Source organism: Orbaceae bacterium lpD04 (genome assembly GCA_036251935.1).
GTDB classification, from domain to species: domain Bacteria; phylum Pseudomonadota; class Gammaproteobacteria; order Enterobacterales; family Orbaceae; genus Orbus; species Orbus wheelerorum.
On record CP133967.1, the window covers coordinates 1,852,459 to 1,869,944 of the forward strand.

Below are 17,486 nucleotides of genomic sequence, written 5' to 3' on the forward strand. Positions count from 1 at the left end.
GCTTCTTAGGGCTCATTTTTACACACAGAAAACATAAAGCCTGCTATTAGAAGCGATTAGTTAAAAGGAGTTAGCATACCAGCGCTTATTTGAAGGTTAGTCTGATTGTTTGTCTGGCTTTGCTAAATTAGGTTAAATCTAGAAAAGCATTCACTAGGAATGCTTTATTTGGAATTGTAATATAGCTAAATATTATGTTATTTTATTCTTTGTAATGTTCAGCCATGTACAGTATATGAAGATCAATATCATCGACAACTTCTATATTAAAATCTTTAATTGCTTTGTCATTAAAAGCTCTCATAATATAACTTGCTGAATCACCATAAAAGCCGCGCTCATTATCAAAATAACAACTATAGACTTTACGAAGGAGACGTTTGTTATATGATTGGTCACAAAATTCATCATCCATAGAAAAGTCATTAACATTAACAATAGAAATAGTGCATGCAGTGTCTTTGCTCGTAATTTCTCCCATGTCATTAACTCTCATTAAAGACTTGCCATACTCACTAATAAATACTTTTTGAGTTGGTTTAATAACTATTTTTACATATTTATTTTTTCCATTATAGTTACCTTGACCATCTTCCTCAAAGGTTTTTAAATAGAGGTAAGTGTTATATCTACCATCATTAAATGATGCCTCAGGTGTATCAGGAAAAGAGATCGTACCTCCCACTTGAATTGTTTTTCCATCATAATGCTCATTTAAAATAAACATGCTATTTGTTGCAATAATATTGGCAGGTTTGTCTGAATAATACATATTTTAATTCCTTTTTTATTATATTTATTGGATTAGATTGGTGAATTAAGCGGCCTCTTAATGCTGTATAAATATACAGCTATATCATTATTTTGTCAATTTGAATTTACGTGGTATCGCATTATTTTATTTAAAACAAATCTTTTAACATCAATAAACTAAAAAATAAAACAATAGCTTAACTAAAATGACACACCTAGATTGAATAAGCCGAATGGAATTATCTATATGCAGGTTTGGTTAAAAAGATCGCCTTACTCAAATTTTGGATCTAAAAAAGCCCAACACTTGGTCAGGCTTATATGGCAGGTATTTTATTTACCGATATTTAATTTCTCTTATGAGATCAGTAACCGCTCCATTATCACCTGTTTTTCTGCTTTTATCCAATATCCATATTCATTAAACTCTAAATTTCACCTTATATATTTATCTATTTTATGTAGAATAAACACGGAAAATTTTAATAGAAATTGAGTGTGAAAAAATATTATCTATGAACCCATGACAATATAAATAGGCCAGTACAAATGCAATTGATAATCGTAAATATAGTTAAAAACCACCCAAGAAAAAAGAATATTTTATTTTTTATATTTTCCTTTTTCTTATTGTGCCTTATTAGCATTATAGAAATAAACAGAACAACAACATAAACATACCAAAAATATGCAGGGCCAAGAAGAAACATAATAAAGATTAATTCAGGTACTGACCAATCAAACATATTAATAGCTCACGACATTAATTTGTTACCAATTATACAACTATTTTATTAATTAACCACTTTATCGCACTGTATGGTTTATCTTCGTTCATTAATCTGGTTAATCATACCTAAATGATATAGTGGTTATTTTTGATACTGAGGCATGCAATCTATTTCGATCAAGTATTTTATATAATTTCTCTTTTGGTTTTATTGATTTTAACTTGGTTTGCGTTAAGATAATTACCTCGATACCGTCACGCTTGTCGGTATTTGTTTCTAAAAAGTCTATGTTAATTTTTCTATACCGCCAAAGACACCAATAAAAAAATTTAAGATAGTTGAGATTACAAGAGACTAAAAAGCCTTGATAAACAAGGCTCTTTTAGGTTAGGCAAGACGATATGAGATACGATAATATCGATTGATATTATTCCCACTCAATAGTTGCTGGTGGTTTTCCGCTTATATCATAAACAACACGTGAAATACCATTAACTTCATTAATAATACGGTTAGATACGCGTCCTAAAAAGTCATATGGTAAATGTGCCCAGTGCGCAGTCATAAAATCAACGGTCTCAACGGCTCGTAATGATACAACCCAATCATATTTACGGCCATCGCCCATAACGCCAACAGAGCGAACGGGTAAGAATACAGTAAACGCTTGGCTAACTTTATGATATAGGTCGGCTTTGTATAGTTCTTCAATAAAAATAGCATCGGCTTTACGTAGTAAGTCACAATACTCTTTTTTAACTTCACCTAATACACGAACACCAAGGCCTGGCCCAGGGAATGGGTGACGATATAACATATCATAAGGTAAACCAAGCTCTAAACCAATTTTACGCACTTCATCTTTAAAGAGTTCGCGTAAAGGTTCAACTAAGCCCATTTTCATATCATCAGGTAATCCGCCCACATTATGGTGTGATTTAATGACGTGCGCTTTACCCGTATCCGCTGCGGCTGATTCAATAACATCAGGATAGATAGTACCTTGAGCTAACCATTGTACATCTTTCAATTTAATCGCTTCTTCATCAAATACTGCAATAAATTCACGACCAATAATTTTACGTTTTGCTTCAGGCTCAGCCTCACCTTTTAATGCAGATAAGAAACGCTCTTCAGCATTAACAGCAATAATATTTAGGCCAAATTTATCACCAAACATATCCATTACTTGCTGTGCTTCATTTAAGCGTAATAAGCCGTGATCGACAAACACACAAGTTAATTGATCACCAATAGCTTGATGAAGTAATAATGCCGTTACAGAAGAATCAACGCCGCCCGACAAACCTAATAATACTTTATCTTTACCAACTTTTTGTTTAATTCTCTCAACTGCATCATTAATAATTGACGATGGTGTCCATAATTTTTCACACTGACAAATATCAATTACAAAACGTTGTAATAGTTCTAATCCTTTAACCGTATGAGTCACTTCAGGATGGAACTGCACACCATAAAATTGTTTTTCATCATTAGCCATAATGGCAAATGGACACGTTTCGGTTTTACCAATTAACGTAAAATTATCAGGTATTTTAGTTACTTTATCGCCATGGCTCATCCAAACATCAAGCTCATTATGCCCTGCACTATTTTTATTATCAAAAATACCGTCGGTTAATTTAGATGATGCAACAATATCGACTTTAGCATAACCAAACTCACGTTGGTTTGAACCAGTTACTTGCCCACCTTGACCCGCTTGAATTGCCATCGTTTGCATACCATAACAAATGCCTAATACCGGAACCCCTGCATTAAATACATACTCTGGCGCTCTTGGGCTATTTGCTTCTGTCGTGCTTTCTGGGCTACCCGATAAGATGATCCCTTGCGGATTAAATTGTTTAATTTTTTCTTCCGCAACATCAAAAGGCCAAAGTTCACAATACACACCAATTTCACGAACACGACGAGCTATAAGCTGCGCCACTTGTGAGCCAAAATCAAGAATTAAAATACGCTGTTGGTGAATATCTTTTTTCATTGCAAGTTTCCTAAAGCCAAAATAAATGGGACTAAAAATATAAATCAATACAGATTGCTTTGATTTTATTTATAAAATTATGATACTTATAAATAACATTTCACAATAAGCCGTTATTTATAAATACCCTAAATAAATATGAGGCGACATTATATCACCTCATATAATTAATTCTACTTTCTAAAGTAGAAGTATTACTGCTGAGTTGCTTGAATTGCCGTTAAAGCAATTGTATAAACAATATCATCAACCAATGCACCGCGAGACAAATCATTCACTGGTTTACGCATGCCTTGTAGCATAGGACCAATTGAAATAAGATCAGCTGAGCGTTGAACGGCTTTATAAGTAGTATTACCTGTATTTAAATCAGGGAAGATAAATACAGTTGCTTGCCCAGCAACTTTGGAATTAGGTGCTTTAGACTTAGCAACATCAGGCATTACCGCTGCATCATATTGTAATGGACCATCAATTAATAAATCAGGACGTTTTTCTTGCGCTATCTTAGTTGCTTCTTTTACTTTTTCAACATCGGCGCCTTGGCCCGAATTACCTGTTGAATAAGAGATCATTGCAACTTTAGGCTCAATGCCAAATGCAATTGCAGTATCTGCTGATTGAATAGCAATTTCAGCAAGCTCTTGTGCATTTGGATCAGGATTAATTGCGCAGTCACCATAAATGTAAACTTGTTCAGGCATTAGCATAAAAAATACCGATGAAACAAGTGAACTACCTGGTGCTGTTTTAATTAACTGTAATGGTGGACGAATAGTATTAGCCGTTGTATGAACCGCGCCAGAGACTAAACCATCGACTTCACTGCGTTCTAACATCATAGTACCAAGGACAACGTTATCTGCTAACTGTTCGCGCGCTAAAATATCGGTCATACCTTTATTTTTACGTAGTTCTACTAAACGTGGAACATAATTTTCACGGACAACCTCAGGGTCTAGAATATCAATCCCCTCACCTAAATTTACGCCTTGAGACTTAGCAACGCGTTTAATTTCATCAGGATTACCCAGTAATACACATCTAGCAATGCCGCGCTCAGCACAAATCGCCGCAGCTTTAATGGTTCTAGGTTCATCACCTTCCGGTAATACAATTGTTTTCTCAGCTTTACGCGCGAGTTCGGTTAATTGATAGCGGAACGCAGGTGGTGACATACGGCTTTGGTGTAACGATAGTTCTGTCGTTAACGACTTGATCCAATTAGAATCGATATAGTCAGCAACATAATTTTGCGTTGAATCCAGGCGCTCTTTATCATCAACTGGGATTTCTAAATTAAAACGCTGCAAATTAATCGATGTTTGGAAAGTATTTGTATCAACACTAAATACAGGCAAGCCTGTCTCAAATGCTTGTTGACATAGCTGAGCGACTTGCGGTTCTATCTCATAACCACCAGTTAATAATACGCCACCAATTTCAGTGCCGTTCATAACAGATAGTGCAATCGTTGCTAATACATCTGCTCGATCTGCTGAGGTAACTAACAATGCGTTAGGACGTAAATGTGAAATGATATTAGGGACACTTCGTGAGCAGAAAGAAACATGTTTAATACGGCGTTGTTTGATCTCACCTTCATTAACTATTTTAGCTGCAAGGTGATTTGCCATATCAATTGTACGACAAGCAGTTAAATCAATATTCCAAGGAATACAACCTAAAACAGGTAATGGGCTATATTTTCTTAAGTCATCGATTTCAATTTTTTTACCATCGTATTTCGGCGTATGATAAATTTCAACGACATCAGGGCGTGCAAGTGTTTGAGCATCAATTGGAGCATTGACTTTATTGACAATGACGCCAGTGATTTTATCATTTTTGATGCCACCAAAATTAGATCGTGCAATTTCGACGCGCTCTTTTAGTTGATCCGGCGTATCACTGCCCATCGACATAACAAAAATAATTTCAGCGCCTAATGTTTTTGCGATATTAAAATTTAATTCGTTGGCAAATGAATAATTGGCTGTAGGAACAATACCTTCAACTAAAACAACTTCAGAGTCTTTACTGCCTTCGGCATAAAGTGCAATAACTTCTTCCATTAAAACGTCTTGTTGATTTAACCCTAATAGTTTTTCAACATGGCTCATTTTAAGTGGTTTATTTGTTGGAATTGAAGTATTACTTTGAATTAACGTAGTTGTCTGATCAGGGCGGTCGCCACCTGATGCAGGTTGAGCGACAGGTTTAAATAAGCTAATTTTTACGCCTTGACGCTCCATTGCTCTAATAACACCTAAACTCACGCCAGTTAAACCAACATTTGAGCCAGTAGGAATTAACATAATTGTACGAGCCACTGTTTGTACTCCTTTTAAATCAATCTTAAAAAAAACCGCCTGTATCAGGCGGTCATCTATCATTATGCTGTTAAGCGAGCGGTATCTTGCGCAATAACAAGTTCCTCATTAGTTGGAATAACTAATGCAGGACGAGTTCCCTCTTTGTTGATAAAACCATCTTTACCAAAACGAGCCGCTAAATTTTTATCTTGATCAAGTTCAAAACCAAGAATACTTAATTTTTCAATTACATGGCGGCGAACACCTTCAGAATTTTCACCAATACCACCGGTAAAGATAATGGCATCTAAGCGTCCATCAAGTAATACACTATATCCACCAATGTATTTAACTAGGCGATGAACAAAAACATCAAACGCATTGGTTGCACCTTCAACTTTACCATAATTATCTTCAACATAACGACAATCGCTACTTACATCAGTTAAGCCTAATAATCCTGATTGTTTATTTAAAAGATTATTGATATCAGCAACTGACATTTTTAAGTTGTCGTGTAAGAAAAACATGATAGCTGGGTCAATATCACCACTACGAGTGCCCATTACAAGGCCTTCAAGTGGCGTTAATCCCATTGAAGTTTCAACCGATTTACCATTTTTAACCGCAGTAATTGATGCACCATTGCCTAAATGACAAGTAATCACATTTAATTCATCTACTGGTTTATTTAACATTTTAGCAGCTTCACGGCTAACATAATAATGGCTAGTACCATGCGCACCATAGCGTCTTACGCCATGTTTTTCATATAATTCTTTCGGTAAAGCATATAAATAGGCTTCTTTAGGCATAGTCGTGTGGAATGCAGTATCAAATACCGCAACATTTTTATTTTTCAAATGTGGAAATGCAGTAAATGCTTCATGAATACCGATTAAATGAGCTGGGTTATGTAAAGGTGCGAATGCTGCTGCATCTTCAATACCTTTTAATACAGAATCATCAATTACGACAGATTTTGTATATTTTTCACCACCATGAACGATTCGATGACCAATTGCTTTAATATTAGCAAGTAATTCTGGCTTTTTAGAAAAAATGTTATTAACAATGAATTGTAACGCTTGACTGTGCGCAGCGCCTGCACCTAATGAAGCTTCAGACTTTTGACCATCAAGTTTCCACTTGATACGCGCATCAGGCAAATTAAAACATTCAGCCAAGCCAGAAATATATTCATCACCATTTGCAGGATCGATAATTGCAAATTTTAGTGAAGAACTACCACAATTAAGAACGAGAATAAGATTACTCGACATAGCAAACCCTTTTTTAAAATAAAACAAAGTCACCCACAACGGCTCGTCGGTGAGACTATTAGAAAAAAATACTTTAAATTAATCTGACGATTAACACGATAATAAGAAACACTTTTAATCTATTGAAACTTTGCATTACAATAGCAAGCGCCCCTTAAGCTTTAATATGGGAGTTATTTTAAGGCAATAAAAAGCTAATGTCGAGGAATCGAATAATAATGAATGTAATAAAATTGTTTAAAACTGGCCATAAATATATGAAAACCTGCCCGACAGATAAGTCTTTGGCTTTATCTTTCCCTGAAATAAAAATTATTTTTTATATTAAAGCCGCCAATAAATACTTGCCACCACTTATCATCGCGTTCTTTGTTTGGCAATTTTATATGCACTCAAGCATAATAAGTACTATAATTACCGCTATATTTGCAATTAGCTTACCGATACAAGGAATTTTATGGTTGGGTAAACGCGCTAGTAGTCCTTTACCTCTTAACCTACTCCCTTGGTATATCGAAACTCAGCAAAAGCTGATTCAACTTGGCATTTTAGCTAAAAAATCAGTTGAAAAAGAAACCATCGATTTAATGCATTTTATGCAATTATATAAATTATCAGCAATGTATTTAGACGATGATTATCAAAATAAATATCACAATTAACTAAGGCAATATTTAGTGACACAAGACGAAATTTTTTTAATTAAGTTAAATGATAAAATTGCCTCATTAACGCAGCAATTTGCCGCGTTATCGAAAAAAAAACTATACGAGCCTTGCTTTGATGCTCAGCTATTTAACTATCAAGGCGTATTATTAAACGGTTATACCCCTTACCTAACTGAATTAGAGTCCAATTATCAAAAGTTGACCAATCTAATAAATAAGGAAAATCAAAATCATTATTTAGAACAAATCGTTTATTTATCTGATTTAATTGTTAAGCAACTTTCTGCTTTACAACGCGAATTATCGACATTATCACTGCGCAAAACAAAAAATAACGTTCAAACCGAGTCAACACTGCATGAACAACTCGCGAAAAATCTAGGCTATTTAACTCGGTTAGAGTCAATGAAATATCAGCTACAACAAGACTTAACACTTCAACCCGATGAGCAAACAAAACAATTAGCGGTTATCGAAAAACGTATTGCTAATTGTCGTCATGCCTTATCGATAATTGAACAGCAAATCGAACAAAGTTAAGTCACACCATTATCGATAGACGGCAGTGCTTTTGGATAATGGGTAAAGTAAAATTGATCTGATAAATAGCTATTGGGGTATTGCTCTAAACATGTTTTTAAACATGACATAGGTGAACTTAACGGTAACTCACCTCGGCGATATGCTAAAATAGTATCGGTTAATGATTTTTTTTGTTGCCCGTTTAAGTAACGATTAAAATAACCTTGCATATGCATCAAAACATTAGTGTGGTTTTCCTTAGTTGCCGGTGTAGATAATAATGTCATTAATTGTTCACGATATTGTACAAAAAATGCTTGCAAATCATCAAACTGATCAAGCTTTGCAACAAAGGGGCCGATTTGGCGGTAAAGTGGCTGAGAATGGGCAAGTAAAAGTAATTTATATCGGCTATGAAAGGTTAATAATGCATGACGAGTTAGTCCATGACGATTAAGATCATTTAAACGTTGTAAGGCAAATAGGCGAATAACAAAATGATTTTGAATATCAGGGTTAGCTAGGCGAAGATTGTCTTCAATAGGTAACCAAGGATAATAACTGCGTAAACAGGCCCTAAATCGTCCATCTGCCGATGTAATAAGATGTTCCCTTTCATTCTCGTAGACCTTGGCATTATCCAAACCACAACTTGGCGAGTTAGCACAAACAATATAACCACATAAATTACGCAAATCACTCATGATTTGTTGACAAAATAGCGTCATTTGGTGGTCAATATCACTTTCTATTTGCTGATCATTAAAACGCATCATAACCGATTGTTGATCTGTCTGATATAAACCAATTGTCGGGCGAGGAGTCGGTAATCCAATTGCACTTTCAGGGCAGATAGAATGAAAATTTGCAAAAGGAGAAAGATCATCAACCGCGAAGGATAATCGTTTATCTCCGCCATCATATCTCACTTTTTCACCTAATAGGCACTTACTAATACCAAGTTGTAATTTAGTTTGCAGACAATCTAAATCTGATTTTACCATTCTATCAATACCTTTTAATCAACAATAAGCGCCTATTTGATAATAACATCAGCAGTTCTATTTAAATACCAATACATGAAGCTTTAGGCACTGATTAGTTCGAATTATTTACAATCTAGCATATAACCGACAATAAAATCCAGACAAGCTATTTTTAAGTATAACCAAATTAGCGAGATGATTAATAGGTATTACATAGTTGTTAAATAATCGTTATCTTATATATTAAACAGCATTACTCTAAGTAATTGATTTATTGATGCATGCTAATTATGCCGAGATTAATAATTGATAAAAAAGAGAGATAATTATTTATGGTTTCATCACCCAACCCCGCCCCAAATAACGTTAAACGTCGTAATCGATGGATCTTTATTGCTATCGGTGTATTTATTTTTCTTTTTTGTCTCTATGGGATCTACTGGTTTATCAACTTACGTGGTGAAGTCTCAACTGATGATGCTTACGTATCAGGGATCCAATCGCCAATTGTTGCTCAAACTTCAGGTAAAGTTACCCAAGTTAATGTAATTAATACTGATTTAGTTAAAGCCGGTGATATTTTAATTATTCTTGATGACACTGATGCTAAACTTGCTTACCAGCAAGCCAAAGATTCACTGGCTAACACCGTTCGACAAACTCAAGTTTTGTATATTAATGCAGATCAATATTTGTCAAAAATAAAATCTGATGAAATTAGCTTACAACAAGCACAGCAAGATTATCAGCGCCGCATCTCGTTAGGCCGTAAAGATGATGTATCGGTTGAAGAGTTGCAACATGCAAAACAAACAATGGAGTTAGCACAGTTACAAGTTGAAATAGCAAAACAGCAATATCAGGCAAATCAAGTATTACTTCATGATGTGACATTAAATGAGCAGCCCGCCGTCAAACAGGCAGCAGATACGCTTAGACAAGCTTGGGTAAATTTACAACGAACAGCGATTAAAAGCCCGATTACAGGTTATGTGGCAAGAACAAATGTAGAGGTTGGGACTCAAGTTAGCACGCAAAGCCAATTGATGGTGATTGTGCCACAAGAGCCAGTTTGGATCGACGCAAATTTTAAAGAAACGCAATTACAAGATATTCGTATTGGTCAAAGCGTTACGGTAACGAGCGACTTGTATGGTGATGATGTCACTTATCAAGGAAAAGTTGTCGGTATAAATATGGGCACAGGTAGCGCTTTTTCATTATTACCGGCACAAAATGCAACCGGTAATTGGATTAAAGTGGTACAACGTTTACCCGTTAGAATTGAATTAGATAAACAGCAAGTCAATCAATACCCCCTAAGAATTGGGCTTTCAATGAATGTCACTGTAGACGTAAGAAATGATGAAGGACAAGTATTGACGACAACGCAAAGAACAACACCTTTTTATGAAAGTAATGCGCTTGTTCTCAATTTAGATGATGTTAACTTGATCATTGAAAATATTATTGAACAAAATACTTATCGAGTAACAACGGAGCAATAGCATGGGCAACTTTACACCATTTAAAGGTGCAAAACTTGTCCTGATGACAGTTATTTTATCACTGGCAACGTTTATGCAAGTGCTAGATTCAACTATTGCTAATGTGGCAATTCCAACTATATCTGGCTCATTGGGCGTTTCGACAACCGAGGGCACTTGGATTATTACCGCATTTGGGGTTTCAAATGCCATATCGATTGCCATCACAGGGTTTTTAGCAAAACGCTATGGTGAAGTAAAGGTTTTCTTATGGGCTACAGCACTTTTTACATTATTCTCTTTTTTGTGTGGCATATCAGATAGTTTAGCAATGCTACTCTTTTTTAGAGTGATCCAAGGAGCGGTTGCTGGCCCAGTTATTCCATTATCTCAAAGTATTTTACTCCGAGGTTATCCCCCTGCCCTGCAAAAATTAGCACTAGCGCTTTGGTCTATGACAATTATTTTAGCGCCGGTATGTGGGCCAATTTTTGGTGGCTATATTAGCGATAATTATAACTGGGGTTGGATATTTTTTATTAATGTGCCAATCGGTACTCTTGTTGTTATTTTAGGTGCTTATTTACTAAAACAAATGGAATCAACAACCGTAAAATTAGCCTTTAATTATATCGGCCTTGCTCTTTTAACAGTTGGTGTTGGCTGTTTACAAGTTTTCCTTGATAAAGGGCAAGAACTTAACTGGTTTGCATCGAAAGAGATTGTCGTGCTAGCAATTATTGCAACTATTGCACTCACATTTTTAGTTATTTGGGAGTTAAATAATAAAAATCCGGTTGTTGATCTGGCGTTATTTAAAATTAGAAATTTTTCAATTGGTACCATTTCAACAAGCCTATCTTATATGGCATATTTTGGCGCAATAGTACTATTACCCCAATTATTACAAGAAGTTTATGGCTACACGGCAACTTGGGCGGGTATTGCCCTTGCACCAATAGGGCTCTTGCCTATTTTATTATCCGCTTATGTGGCGAAATTAGCTGACCATATTGATATTCGTTGGATTATTACTAATTCATTCTTATTCTATGCATTATGCTTCTTTTGGCGAGCTTATACCTTTGAATCAAACATAAATTTTATCGGGATAGCGATGCCGCAATTAGTTCAAGGGGTTGCTGTCGCCTGCTTTTTTATGCCATTAACAATATTAACTTTATCAGGATTACCTGCCGATCGTATCGCCTCGGCTTCAAGTCTGTCTAACTTTTTTCGCACTTTAGCAGGCTCAGTCGGCACCTCAATTACAACTACAATGTGGGCGAATAGAGCATCGCTACATCATGCCAACCTAACGGAATCGATTAATCAATATAGTCCAAATACAGTACAATATTATCAGCAAATGTCATCATACGGTTTGTCCCAGACACAAACTTCAATATATATAAATGAACAGATTTCAGCGCAAAGTTTAATTCTTTCTGCAAATGATATTTTTTGGTTATGTGGCTGGGTATTCATTGCATTAACTGTTACAATTTGGTTAGCAAAACCACCTTTTAAATCAATGGGATAATCTGTGCATTAACAAAGTAAGGGAGAAGGTAATGAAATACATTAAATTTAAACCACAATTAAAATGCGCACTTATCGCATCATTAATTGGATTTTCAGCCATAAGTGACGCCTGTACTCGAATTGTTTATTTAGGTAATAATCAGCAAATTATTACCGCGCGATCAATGGATTGGAAAGATGAAATTGCGACTAACTTATGGATTTTCCCTCGAGGAATGGATCGTAATGGGGCAATAGCTGAGCACGCGTTAAAATGGACATCAAAATATGGTAGTGTGATTGCTTCCGGCTATGATGTTTCAACAACCGATGGCGTTAATGAAAAAGGCTTAGTGGCTAATTTACTTTGGCTTGCTGAATCACAATATCCAAGTAAATTGACCAATAATAATGGCTTATCTGTTTCAGTTTGGGCGCAGTATATGTTAGATAATTTTGCTTCAGTTGCTGAGGCAATAGATTATATAACTGAGCATCCATTAGCGGTTGTAACTGATAATGTGCCAGGCCAAAAGAGACTTGCAACGCTGCACTTATCATTATCAGATAGTAGCGGTGATAGCGCAATAATTGAATATATTGATGGAAAACAAGTTATTCACCATAGCCGTAATTATCAAGTAATGACCAACTCCCCTACTTATGATAAGCAGCTTGCAATGGAAGAGTATTGGCAAGGTATTGGCGGATTATCGTTCTTACCTGGTACCAATCGAGCGGCTGATCGCTTTGCAAGAGCCTCTTTTTATATTAAAAGTATTCCCAAAGATAGCGACACCACTACTGCCATCGCAAGTGTTTTTAGTGTTATACGTAATGTTTCAGTACCTTATGGCTTGACAACCGAAGCATCGCCAGAAATATCATCAACTCGCTGGCGAACACTTTATAACCATAAACATCAACTTTACTTTTTTGAATCGGCATTAACGCCAAATATTTTTTGGACTGACTTAAAGAAAATTGATTTTTCAGCAGAGACAGGTCAAGTAAAAGAACTTAAATTAGGCAAGGAACAACGTAATATATTTTCTGGCGATGCAACAAATGATTATAAAGTCAGTAAGCCTTTTGTATTTTTAGGACTAAATGTCGATCAGCTCGATTATTAGTATCTCAATTTTTGCGATATTTAGGGGCTATAACGCCTCTTTATCGCAAAAATTAATAATCTACAGCTTATCTCAAATAAATATATCCTTATAACAAATTATTAGTACAATCTTATGATTAACGATCTATAATTTTAATAATAATGTTGATTGGTTTTTAAATAAACCATTCCTTTTATCTTAACGGGGATTTCCTAATGAGTAGAATATTTGATGATAATTCACAAACTATTGGTCATACACCTCTTGTACGATTAAAACATTTTGGCCACGGTAATATTCTAGCCAAAATAGAATCTCGTAATCCAAGCTTTAGTATTAAATGCCGCATTGCATCAAATATGATTTGGGATGCAGAGAAAAGAGGCTTACTTACGGCTGATGTTGAACTAATTGAGCCCACTAGTGGTAATACAGGTATTGCACTTGCCGCAGTTGCAGCGGCGAGAGGTTACAAATTAACACTAACCATGCCTGAAAGCATGAGTATTGAAAGACGGAAATTGTTAAAAGTACTGGGAGCTAACCTTATTTTAACGGAAGCATCAAAAGGCATGAAAGGTGCAATTGCAAAAGCTGAAGAAATCGTCGCTAGTGATCCTAAACATAACCTAATGCTACAACAATTTAGTAACCCGTCAAACCCTGAAATTCATGAAAAAACAACTGGGCCTGAAATATGGCAAGATACAGATGGACAAGTTGATATGTTCATCGCTGGGATTGGCACAGGCGGTACCTTTACTGGCGTTACTCGTTACTTAAAAAAGACACAAGGTAAAAATGTTACTGCGGTGGCAGTTGAGCCGTTAAGCTCTCCCGTTATAAGTCAAGTGCTTGCAGGGGAAGCCATACAGCCAGGGCCTCATAAAATTCAAGGGATTGGCGCTGGTTTTATTCCAGATAATCTTGACTTGAGTTTAATTGATTTAGTTGAAAAAGTTTCTAATGAAGATGCCATTGAAACCGCTCGTAAAATTATGGATAAAGAAGGCATATTAGCAGGTATATCATCAGGCGCTGCGGTATTTGTGGCAGATAAGTTAGCTAATTTGCCAGAATATAAAGATAAAACAATTGTTGTTATTCTCCCCTCTTCAGGTGAACGCTATTTAAGTACCGACCTGTTTAGCGGGCTTTTTACTGAAAAGGAATTAGAATAACCGTAAAATATATTATATAACTTACGCTATTTCATATAGAAATTTCTTGATTTCATTTTAGAAAAGCCAGATAATTCACTCGTTTTCTAATAATTGAAAACAAGGTAATAGTAAAAACAAGTTAACAATGAAGGGCAAAAATTATGATGTTGTATTTTCTATACTTATTAATTCTTATCATATCGGGAATTTTAGCTATCCCAACATTAATTTTGTCTAAAAAGCCAAGTGCTAAAGATTTATTAGATAAAGTCGCACCCTATCAAGGCTGGTTTGGTGTAATTATTATATTTATCGGTTTAATTAAAATCATCGATTTATTAAGTGAAGCAAATCTATACTTTACTTTTGGTTTCGGTGGTCGTTGGGTTTTATTACTCGTGACAGCGATAATTATGATAATTCTTGGTTTTCTTTTAGGTTTCAATTTGATTAATAATTATGTTTTATCAAAGAATCCTAAATCTCAAGTAACTGGCAAGAATTTAATAACCAAATTACTTCCATTCCAAAATATATTAGGTATTGCAGCTATTGTATTAGGCGTATTATTATTACTCATGCGTCTATTTTAAGCCTGATCGCAATAAAAAAAGGTGCTACTTTGCACCTTTTTTTATTCTGCCGCTATCAAGTTCATGCCATGACTAGAACCCGTTTGCATTAAGGAAACCAATTGTTTAATTTTTCCTTGAAGAATTAAATGACTCACAGCGGATGTATTAATTAATACCTCAAAAATTGCTTTTCGTTCACCACCTATTTCCATAATCAATTGCTGTGAAACGATTGCCAGTAATGAGCTGGCTAATTGTGAACTGATAAAATTTTTCGATTGTTCAGGAAATAAATCAATAATGCGATTAATTGTTTGTATCGCAGAGTTAGTATGTAATGTTGCTAAAACTAAATGCCCAGTTTCAGCAGCTTGTAATGCAGCTGCGGTCGTCTCTTTATCCCTTAATTCGCCAAGCATAATAATATCGGGATCTTGTCGAAGCATTGATGATAATCCATCACAAAAGCGCGTACAATGTGTACCAATTTCACGTTGTTGGATTAACGCTAACTTATTTTGATATATAAACTCAATAGGATCTTCTAGTGTTAAAATATGTTTTCCTTGATGCTGATTAATATGTTCCAACATCGCCGCTAGTGTTGTTGATTTACCACATCCAGTTGCTCCCGTAATAAAAATTAGCCCTTGTTTTTTCATAACTAATTTTTTTAATATTTCAGGGGCATTAATATCTTCAAGGGAGGGAATTGCGCCACGGATAAGACGAAAGCAGGCTGAAATACCTCTTTTTTGATAAAATATATTACCGCGAAACCGACCAAATTTTTCATGGTGATAAGCAAAATCAACTTGTTTATGTTTCTCTATTTGCTGTAATTGCTCTTGTGTTAAAATAGCAAAAAGTTTTTTTTCTAGCTCTTGATTCGTTAAGGCACTGTCCTCTATTTTAACTAATTGACCGTTTTGCCTAATTATAACGTTTTCACCACTAGAAAGATGCAAATCAGAGGCATTTTGAGTTACACTTAATGCGAAAATAGTTTCCATATATCAATCCTTACGTGAGCAATAATGATTAAAGATAATTTACAGCATGTACATGATAAAATTACGCAAACAGCAAAAGCGTGCGATCGCGATCCCAATCAAATAAAACTTATTGCAGTAAGTAAAACCAAACCGTGCTCAGCAATTGAATCAGCGCTTAATGCAGGGCAATGTGCTTTTGGTGAAAACTACGTGCAAGAAGGCATTGAAAAAGTACAGTATTTTAGGCAGTTAAGTTTAAATATACCGATTGAATGGCACTTTATTGGGCCATTGCAATCAAATAAAAGTAAACTTGTTGCCGAACACTTCGATTGGGTACAAACGGTAGATAGGCTAAAAATAGCTAAACGCCTTAATGAACAAAGGCCTAATTCATTATTACCTTTAAACATTCTCATTCAAGTTAATATCAGTAATGAGCAAACTAAATCAGGAATTATGTCTGATGAACTCCTACCATTAGCCCATGAGATAGCAAGGCTACCTAATTTAAAATTAAGAGGATTAATGGCTATTCCCAAAGCAGAAACTGCTCCCAATCAGCAGCGCATTGCTTTTGAACAAATGTTTAATCTCTATAGCACCTTAAAGAAACATTACCCAATTGATACGTTATCAATGGGAATGAGTGATGACATGACAACCGCAATCTTAGCGGGTAGTAATATGATAAGAATTGGCTCGGCTATATTTGGTATGAGATAATACAATTTAGCCTTTTTATGCTATATTGCTAAAAATAAAGATAAAGGAGTTTTTGATGTCACCGTTGTTTTATATTATTAATATGTTATTAACGCTTTGTGTCTATCTGGTTATTTTACGAGTATGGATGCAATATACGCGAGTCAATTATTATAATCCGTGTACTCAATTTGTAATTAAAATCACCCAACCGGTGATTGGTCCTCTACGCAAACTGATTCCTTCGCTTGGTAAAATTGATACAGCAACAATATTAGTACTGTATATTCTTGCGGTAATTAAATTTATCGTGATTATGAAAATGTATGATAATAATGCACCCAATTTTAATTTACAGTACTTAATCTGTGGATTTTATGTCATCTTATACTCGCTAGGTAATTTAATTTTCTGGATGTTACTTGCTAGAGCTATTTTAAGCTGGATTAGCCGCGGTAAATCGGTACTCGAAGAAGTGTTATATCAATTAACCGAGCCACTTATTGCACCAATACGACGCTTTGTGCCACCAATTGGTAATATTGACCTATCTTTTATGATCTTTGTTTTTATTTTGATTATATTGAATATGGTGTTTATGAGCCTGTTTAGCCCATGGTGGGGAATTATTTCCTTGAGCCGATAAGGTGTTA

At 35.2% G+C, this 17,486-nt stretch carries 15 protein-coding genes; 9 read left to right on the forward strand and 6 right to left on the reverse strand.

The window, feature by feature from the left end:
• Positions 1–202: 202 nt before the first annotated feature.
• The 4 genes from RHO14_08340 to RHO14_08355 form a co-directional block, all read right to left on the reverse strand.
• Positions 203–772 (reverse strand): hypothetical protein, encoded by a 570-nt coding sequence (locus tag RHO14_08340; protein WVD70363.1) that lies wholly within the window; start codon positions 770–772, stop codon positions 203–205.
• A 1,139-nt stretch (positions 773–1,911) separates the two neighbouring features.
• The gene (gene guaA / locus RHO14_08345; protein ID WVD70364.1) at positions 1,912–3,495 is read right to left on the reverse strand and encodes a glutamine-hydrolyzing GMP synthase; all 1,584 of its coding nucleotides are present in this window, start codon (positions 3,493–3,495) and stop codon (positions 1,912–1,914) included.
• 194 nt (positions 3,496–3,689) lie between these two features.
• On the reverse strand, positions 3,690–5,828 hold the full coding sequence (gene pta, locus RHO14_08350) for a phosphate acetyltransferase (protein ID WVD70365.1): 2,139 nt from the start codon (positions 5,826–5,828) through the stop codon (positions 3,690–3,692).
• Between the two features lie 62 nt (positions 5,829–5,890).
• On the reverse strand, positions 5,891–7,093 hold the full coding sequence (locus tag RHO14_08355; protein ID WVD70366.1) for an acetate kinase: 1,203 nt from the start codon (positions 7,091–7,093) through the stop codon (positions 5,891–5,893).
• A gap of 218 nt (positions 7,094–7,311) precedes the next feature.
• On the opposite strand from RHO14_08355, the gene yfbV reads away from it, so the two are divergent.
• Both yfbV and priC read left to right on the forward strand, forming a co-directional pair.
• A complete protein-coding gene (yfbV, locus tag RHO14_08360; GenBank protein ID WVD70367.1) occupies positions 7,312–7,755 on the forward strand; it encodes a terminus macrodomain insulation protein YfbV in 444 nt (147 codons plus the stop codon).
• Between the two features lie 15 nt (positions 7,756–7,770).
• A complete protein-coding gene (gene priC / locus RHO14_08365; GenBank protein WVD70368.1) occupies positions 7,771–8,301 on the forward strand; it encodes a primosomal replication protein PriC in 531 nt (176 codons plus the stop codon).
• On the opposite strand, the gene RHO14_08370 is transcribed toward priC, so the two are convergent.
• The gene (locus RHO14_08370; protein ID WVD70369.1) at positions 8,298–9,287 is read right to left on the reverse strand and encodes a DUF523 and DUF1722 domain-containing protein; all 990 of its coding nucleotides are present in this window, start codon (positions 9,285–9,287) and stop codon (positions 8,298–8,300) included. The genes priC and RHO14_08370 overlap by 4 nt on opposite strands.
• Positions 9,288–9,601: 314 nt before the next feature.
• Here RHO14_08370 and RHO14_08375 point away from each other — a divergent pair, with 314 nt between their 5' ends.
• The 5 genes from RHO14_08375 to RHO14_08395 all read left to right on the forward strand — a co-directional run bounded on the left by RHO14_08375 (position 9,602) and on the right by RHO14_08395 (position 15,151).
• Positions 9,602–10,777 (forward strand): EmrA/EmrK family multidrug efflux transporter periplasmic adaptor subunit, encoded by a 1,176-nt coding sequence (locus RHO14_08375; GenBank protein WVD70370.1) that lies wholly within the window; start codon positions 9,602–9,604, stop codon positions 10,775–10,777.
• Between the two features lies 1 nt (position 10,778).
• Entirely contained in the window at positions 10,779–12,299 is a 1,521-nt protein-coding gene (locus tag RHO14_08380; protein WVD70371.1) for a DHA2 family efflux MFS transporter permease subunit, read from the forward strand.
• A gap of 31 nt (positions 12,300–12,330) precedes the next feature.
• Positions 12,331–13,413, forward strand: a complete 1,083-nt coding sequence (locus tag RHO14_08385; GenBank protein WVD70372.1) for a linear amide C-N hydrolase — start codon at positions 12,331–12,333, stop codon at positions 13,411–13,413.
• Positions 13,414–13,610: 197 nt separating this feature from the next.
• Positions 13,611–14,576, forward strand: a complete 966-nt coding sequence (cysK, locus tag RHO14_08390; GenBank protein WVD70373.1) for a cysteine synthase A — start codon at positions 13,611–13,613, stop codon at positions 14,574–14,576.
• Between the two features lie 143 nt (positions 14,577–14,719).
• Complete coding sequence (locus tag RHO14_08395; GenBank protein WVD70374.1) at positions 14,720–15,151, forward strand: hypothetical protein; 432 nt, start codon at positions 14,720–14,722, stop codon at positions 15,149–15,151.
• Positions 15,152–15,192: 41 nt separating this feature from the next.
• Here the strand turns inward: RHO14_08395 and RHO14_08400 are convergent, their stop codons facing one another.
• Entirely contained in the window at positions 15,193–16,146 is a 954-nt protein-coding gene (locus RHO14_08400; protein ID WVD70375.1) for a PilT/PilU family type 4a pilus ATPase, read from the reverse strand.
• 24 nt (positions 16,147–16,170) lie between these two features.
• Here RHO14_08400 and RHO14_08405 point away from each other — a divergent pair, with 24 nt between their 5' ends.
• On the forward strand, positions 16,171–16,854 hold the full coding sequence (locus tag RHO14_08405; protein ID WVD70376.1) for a YggS family pyridoxal phosphate-dependent enzyme: 684 nt from the start codon (positions 16,171–16,173) through the stop codon (positions 16,852–16,854).
• A gap of 55 nt (positions 16,855–16,909) precedes the next feature.
• The gene (locus tag RHO14_08410) at positions 16,910–17,479 is read left to right on the forward strand and encodes a YggT family protein (GenBank protein ID WVD70377.1); all 570 of its coding nucleotides are present in this window, start codon (positions 16,910–16,912) and stop codon (positions 17,477–17,479) included.
• Positions 17,480–17,486: the final 7 nt, after the last annotated feature.

Bases quoted from the DNA above. Each gene is read 5' to 3' on its own strand.
- RHO14_08340 (WVD70363.1), bottom strand. From the start codon at position 772: ATGTATTATTCAGACAAACCTGCCAATATTATTGCAACAAATAGCATG.
- guaA (WVD70364.1), bottom strand. From the start codon at position 3,495: ATGAAAAAAGATATTCACCAACAGCGTATTTTAATTCTTGATTTTGGC.
- RHO14_08355 (WVD70366.1), bottom strand. From the start codon at position 7,093: ATGTCGAGTAATCTTATTCTCGTTCTTAATTGTGGTAGTTCTTCACTA.
- yfbV (WVD70367.1), top strand. From the start codon at position 7,312: ATGAATGTAATAAAATTGTTTAAAACTGGCCATAAATATATGAAAACC.
- RHO14_08370 (WVD70369.1), bottom strand. From the start codon at position 9,287: ATGGTAAAATCAGATTTAGATTGTCTGCAAACTAAATTACAACTTGGT.
- RHO14_08375 (WVD70370.1), top strand. From the start codon at position 9,602: ATGGTTTCATCACCCAACCCCGCCCCAAATAACGTTAAACGTCGTAAT.
- RHO14_08380 (WVD70371.1), top strand. From the start codon at position 10,779: ATGGGCAACTTTACACCATTTAAAGGTGCAAAACTTGTCCTGATGACA.
- RHO14_08385 (WVD70372.1), top strand. From the start codon at position 12,331: ATGAAATACATTAAATTTAAACCACAATTAAAATGCGCACTTATCGCA.
- cysK (WVD70373.1), top strand. From the start codon at position 13,611: ATGAGTAGAATATTTGATGATAATTCACAAACTATTGGTCATACACCT.
- RHO14_08395 (WVD70374.1), top strand. From the start codon at position 14,720: ATGATGTTGTATTTTCTATACTTATTAATTCTTATCATATCGGGAATT.
- RHO14_08400 (WVD70375.1), bottom strand. From the start codon at position 16,146: ATGGAAACTATTTTCGCATTAAGTGTAACTCAAAATGCCTCTGATTTG.
- RHO14_08405 (WVD70376.1), top strand. From the start codon at position 16,171: ATGATTAAAGATAATTTACAGCATGTACATGATAAAATTACGCAAACA.
- RHO14_08410 (WVD70377.1), top strand. From the start codon at position 16,910: ATGTCACCGTTGTTTTATATTATTAATATGTTATTAACGCTTTGTGTC.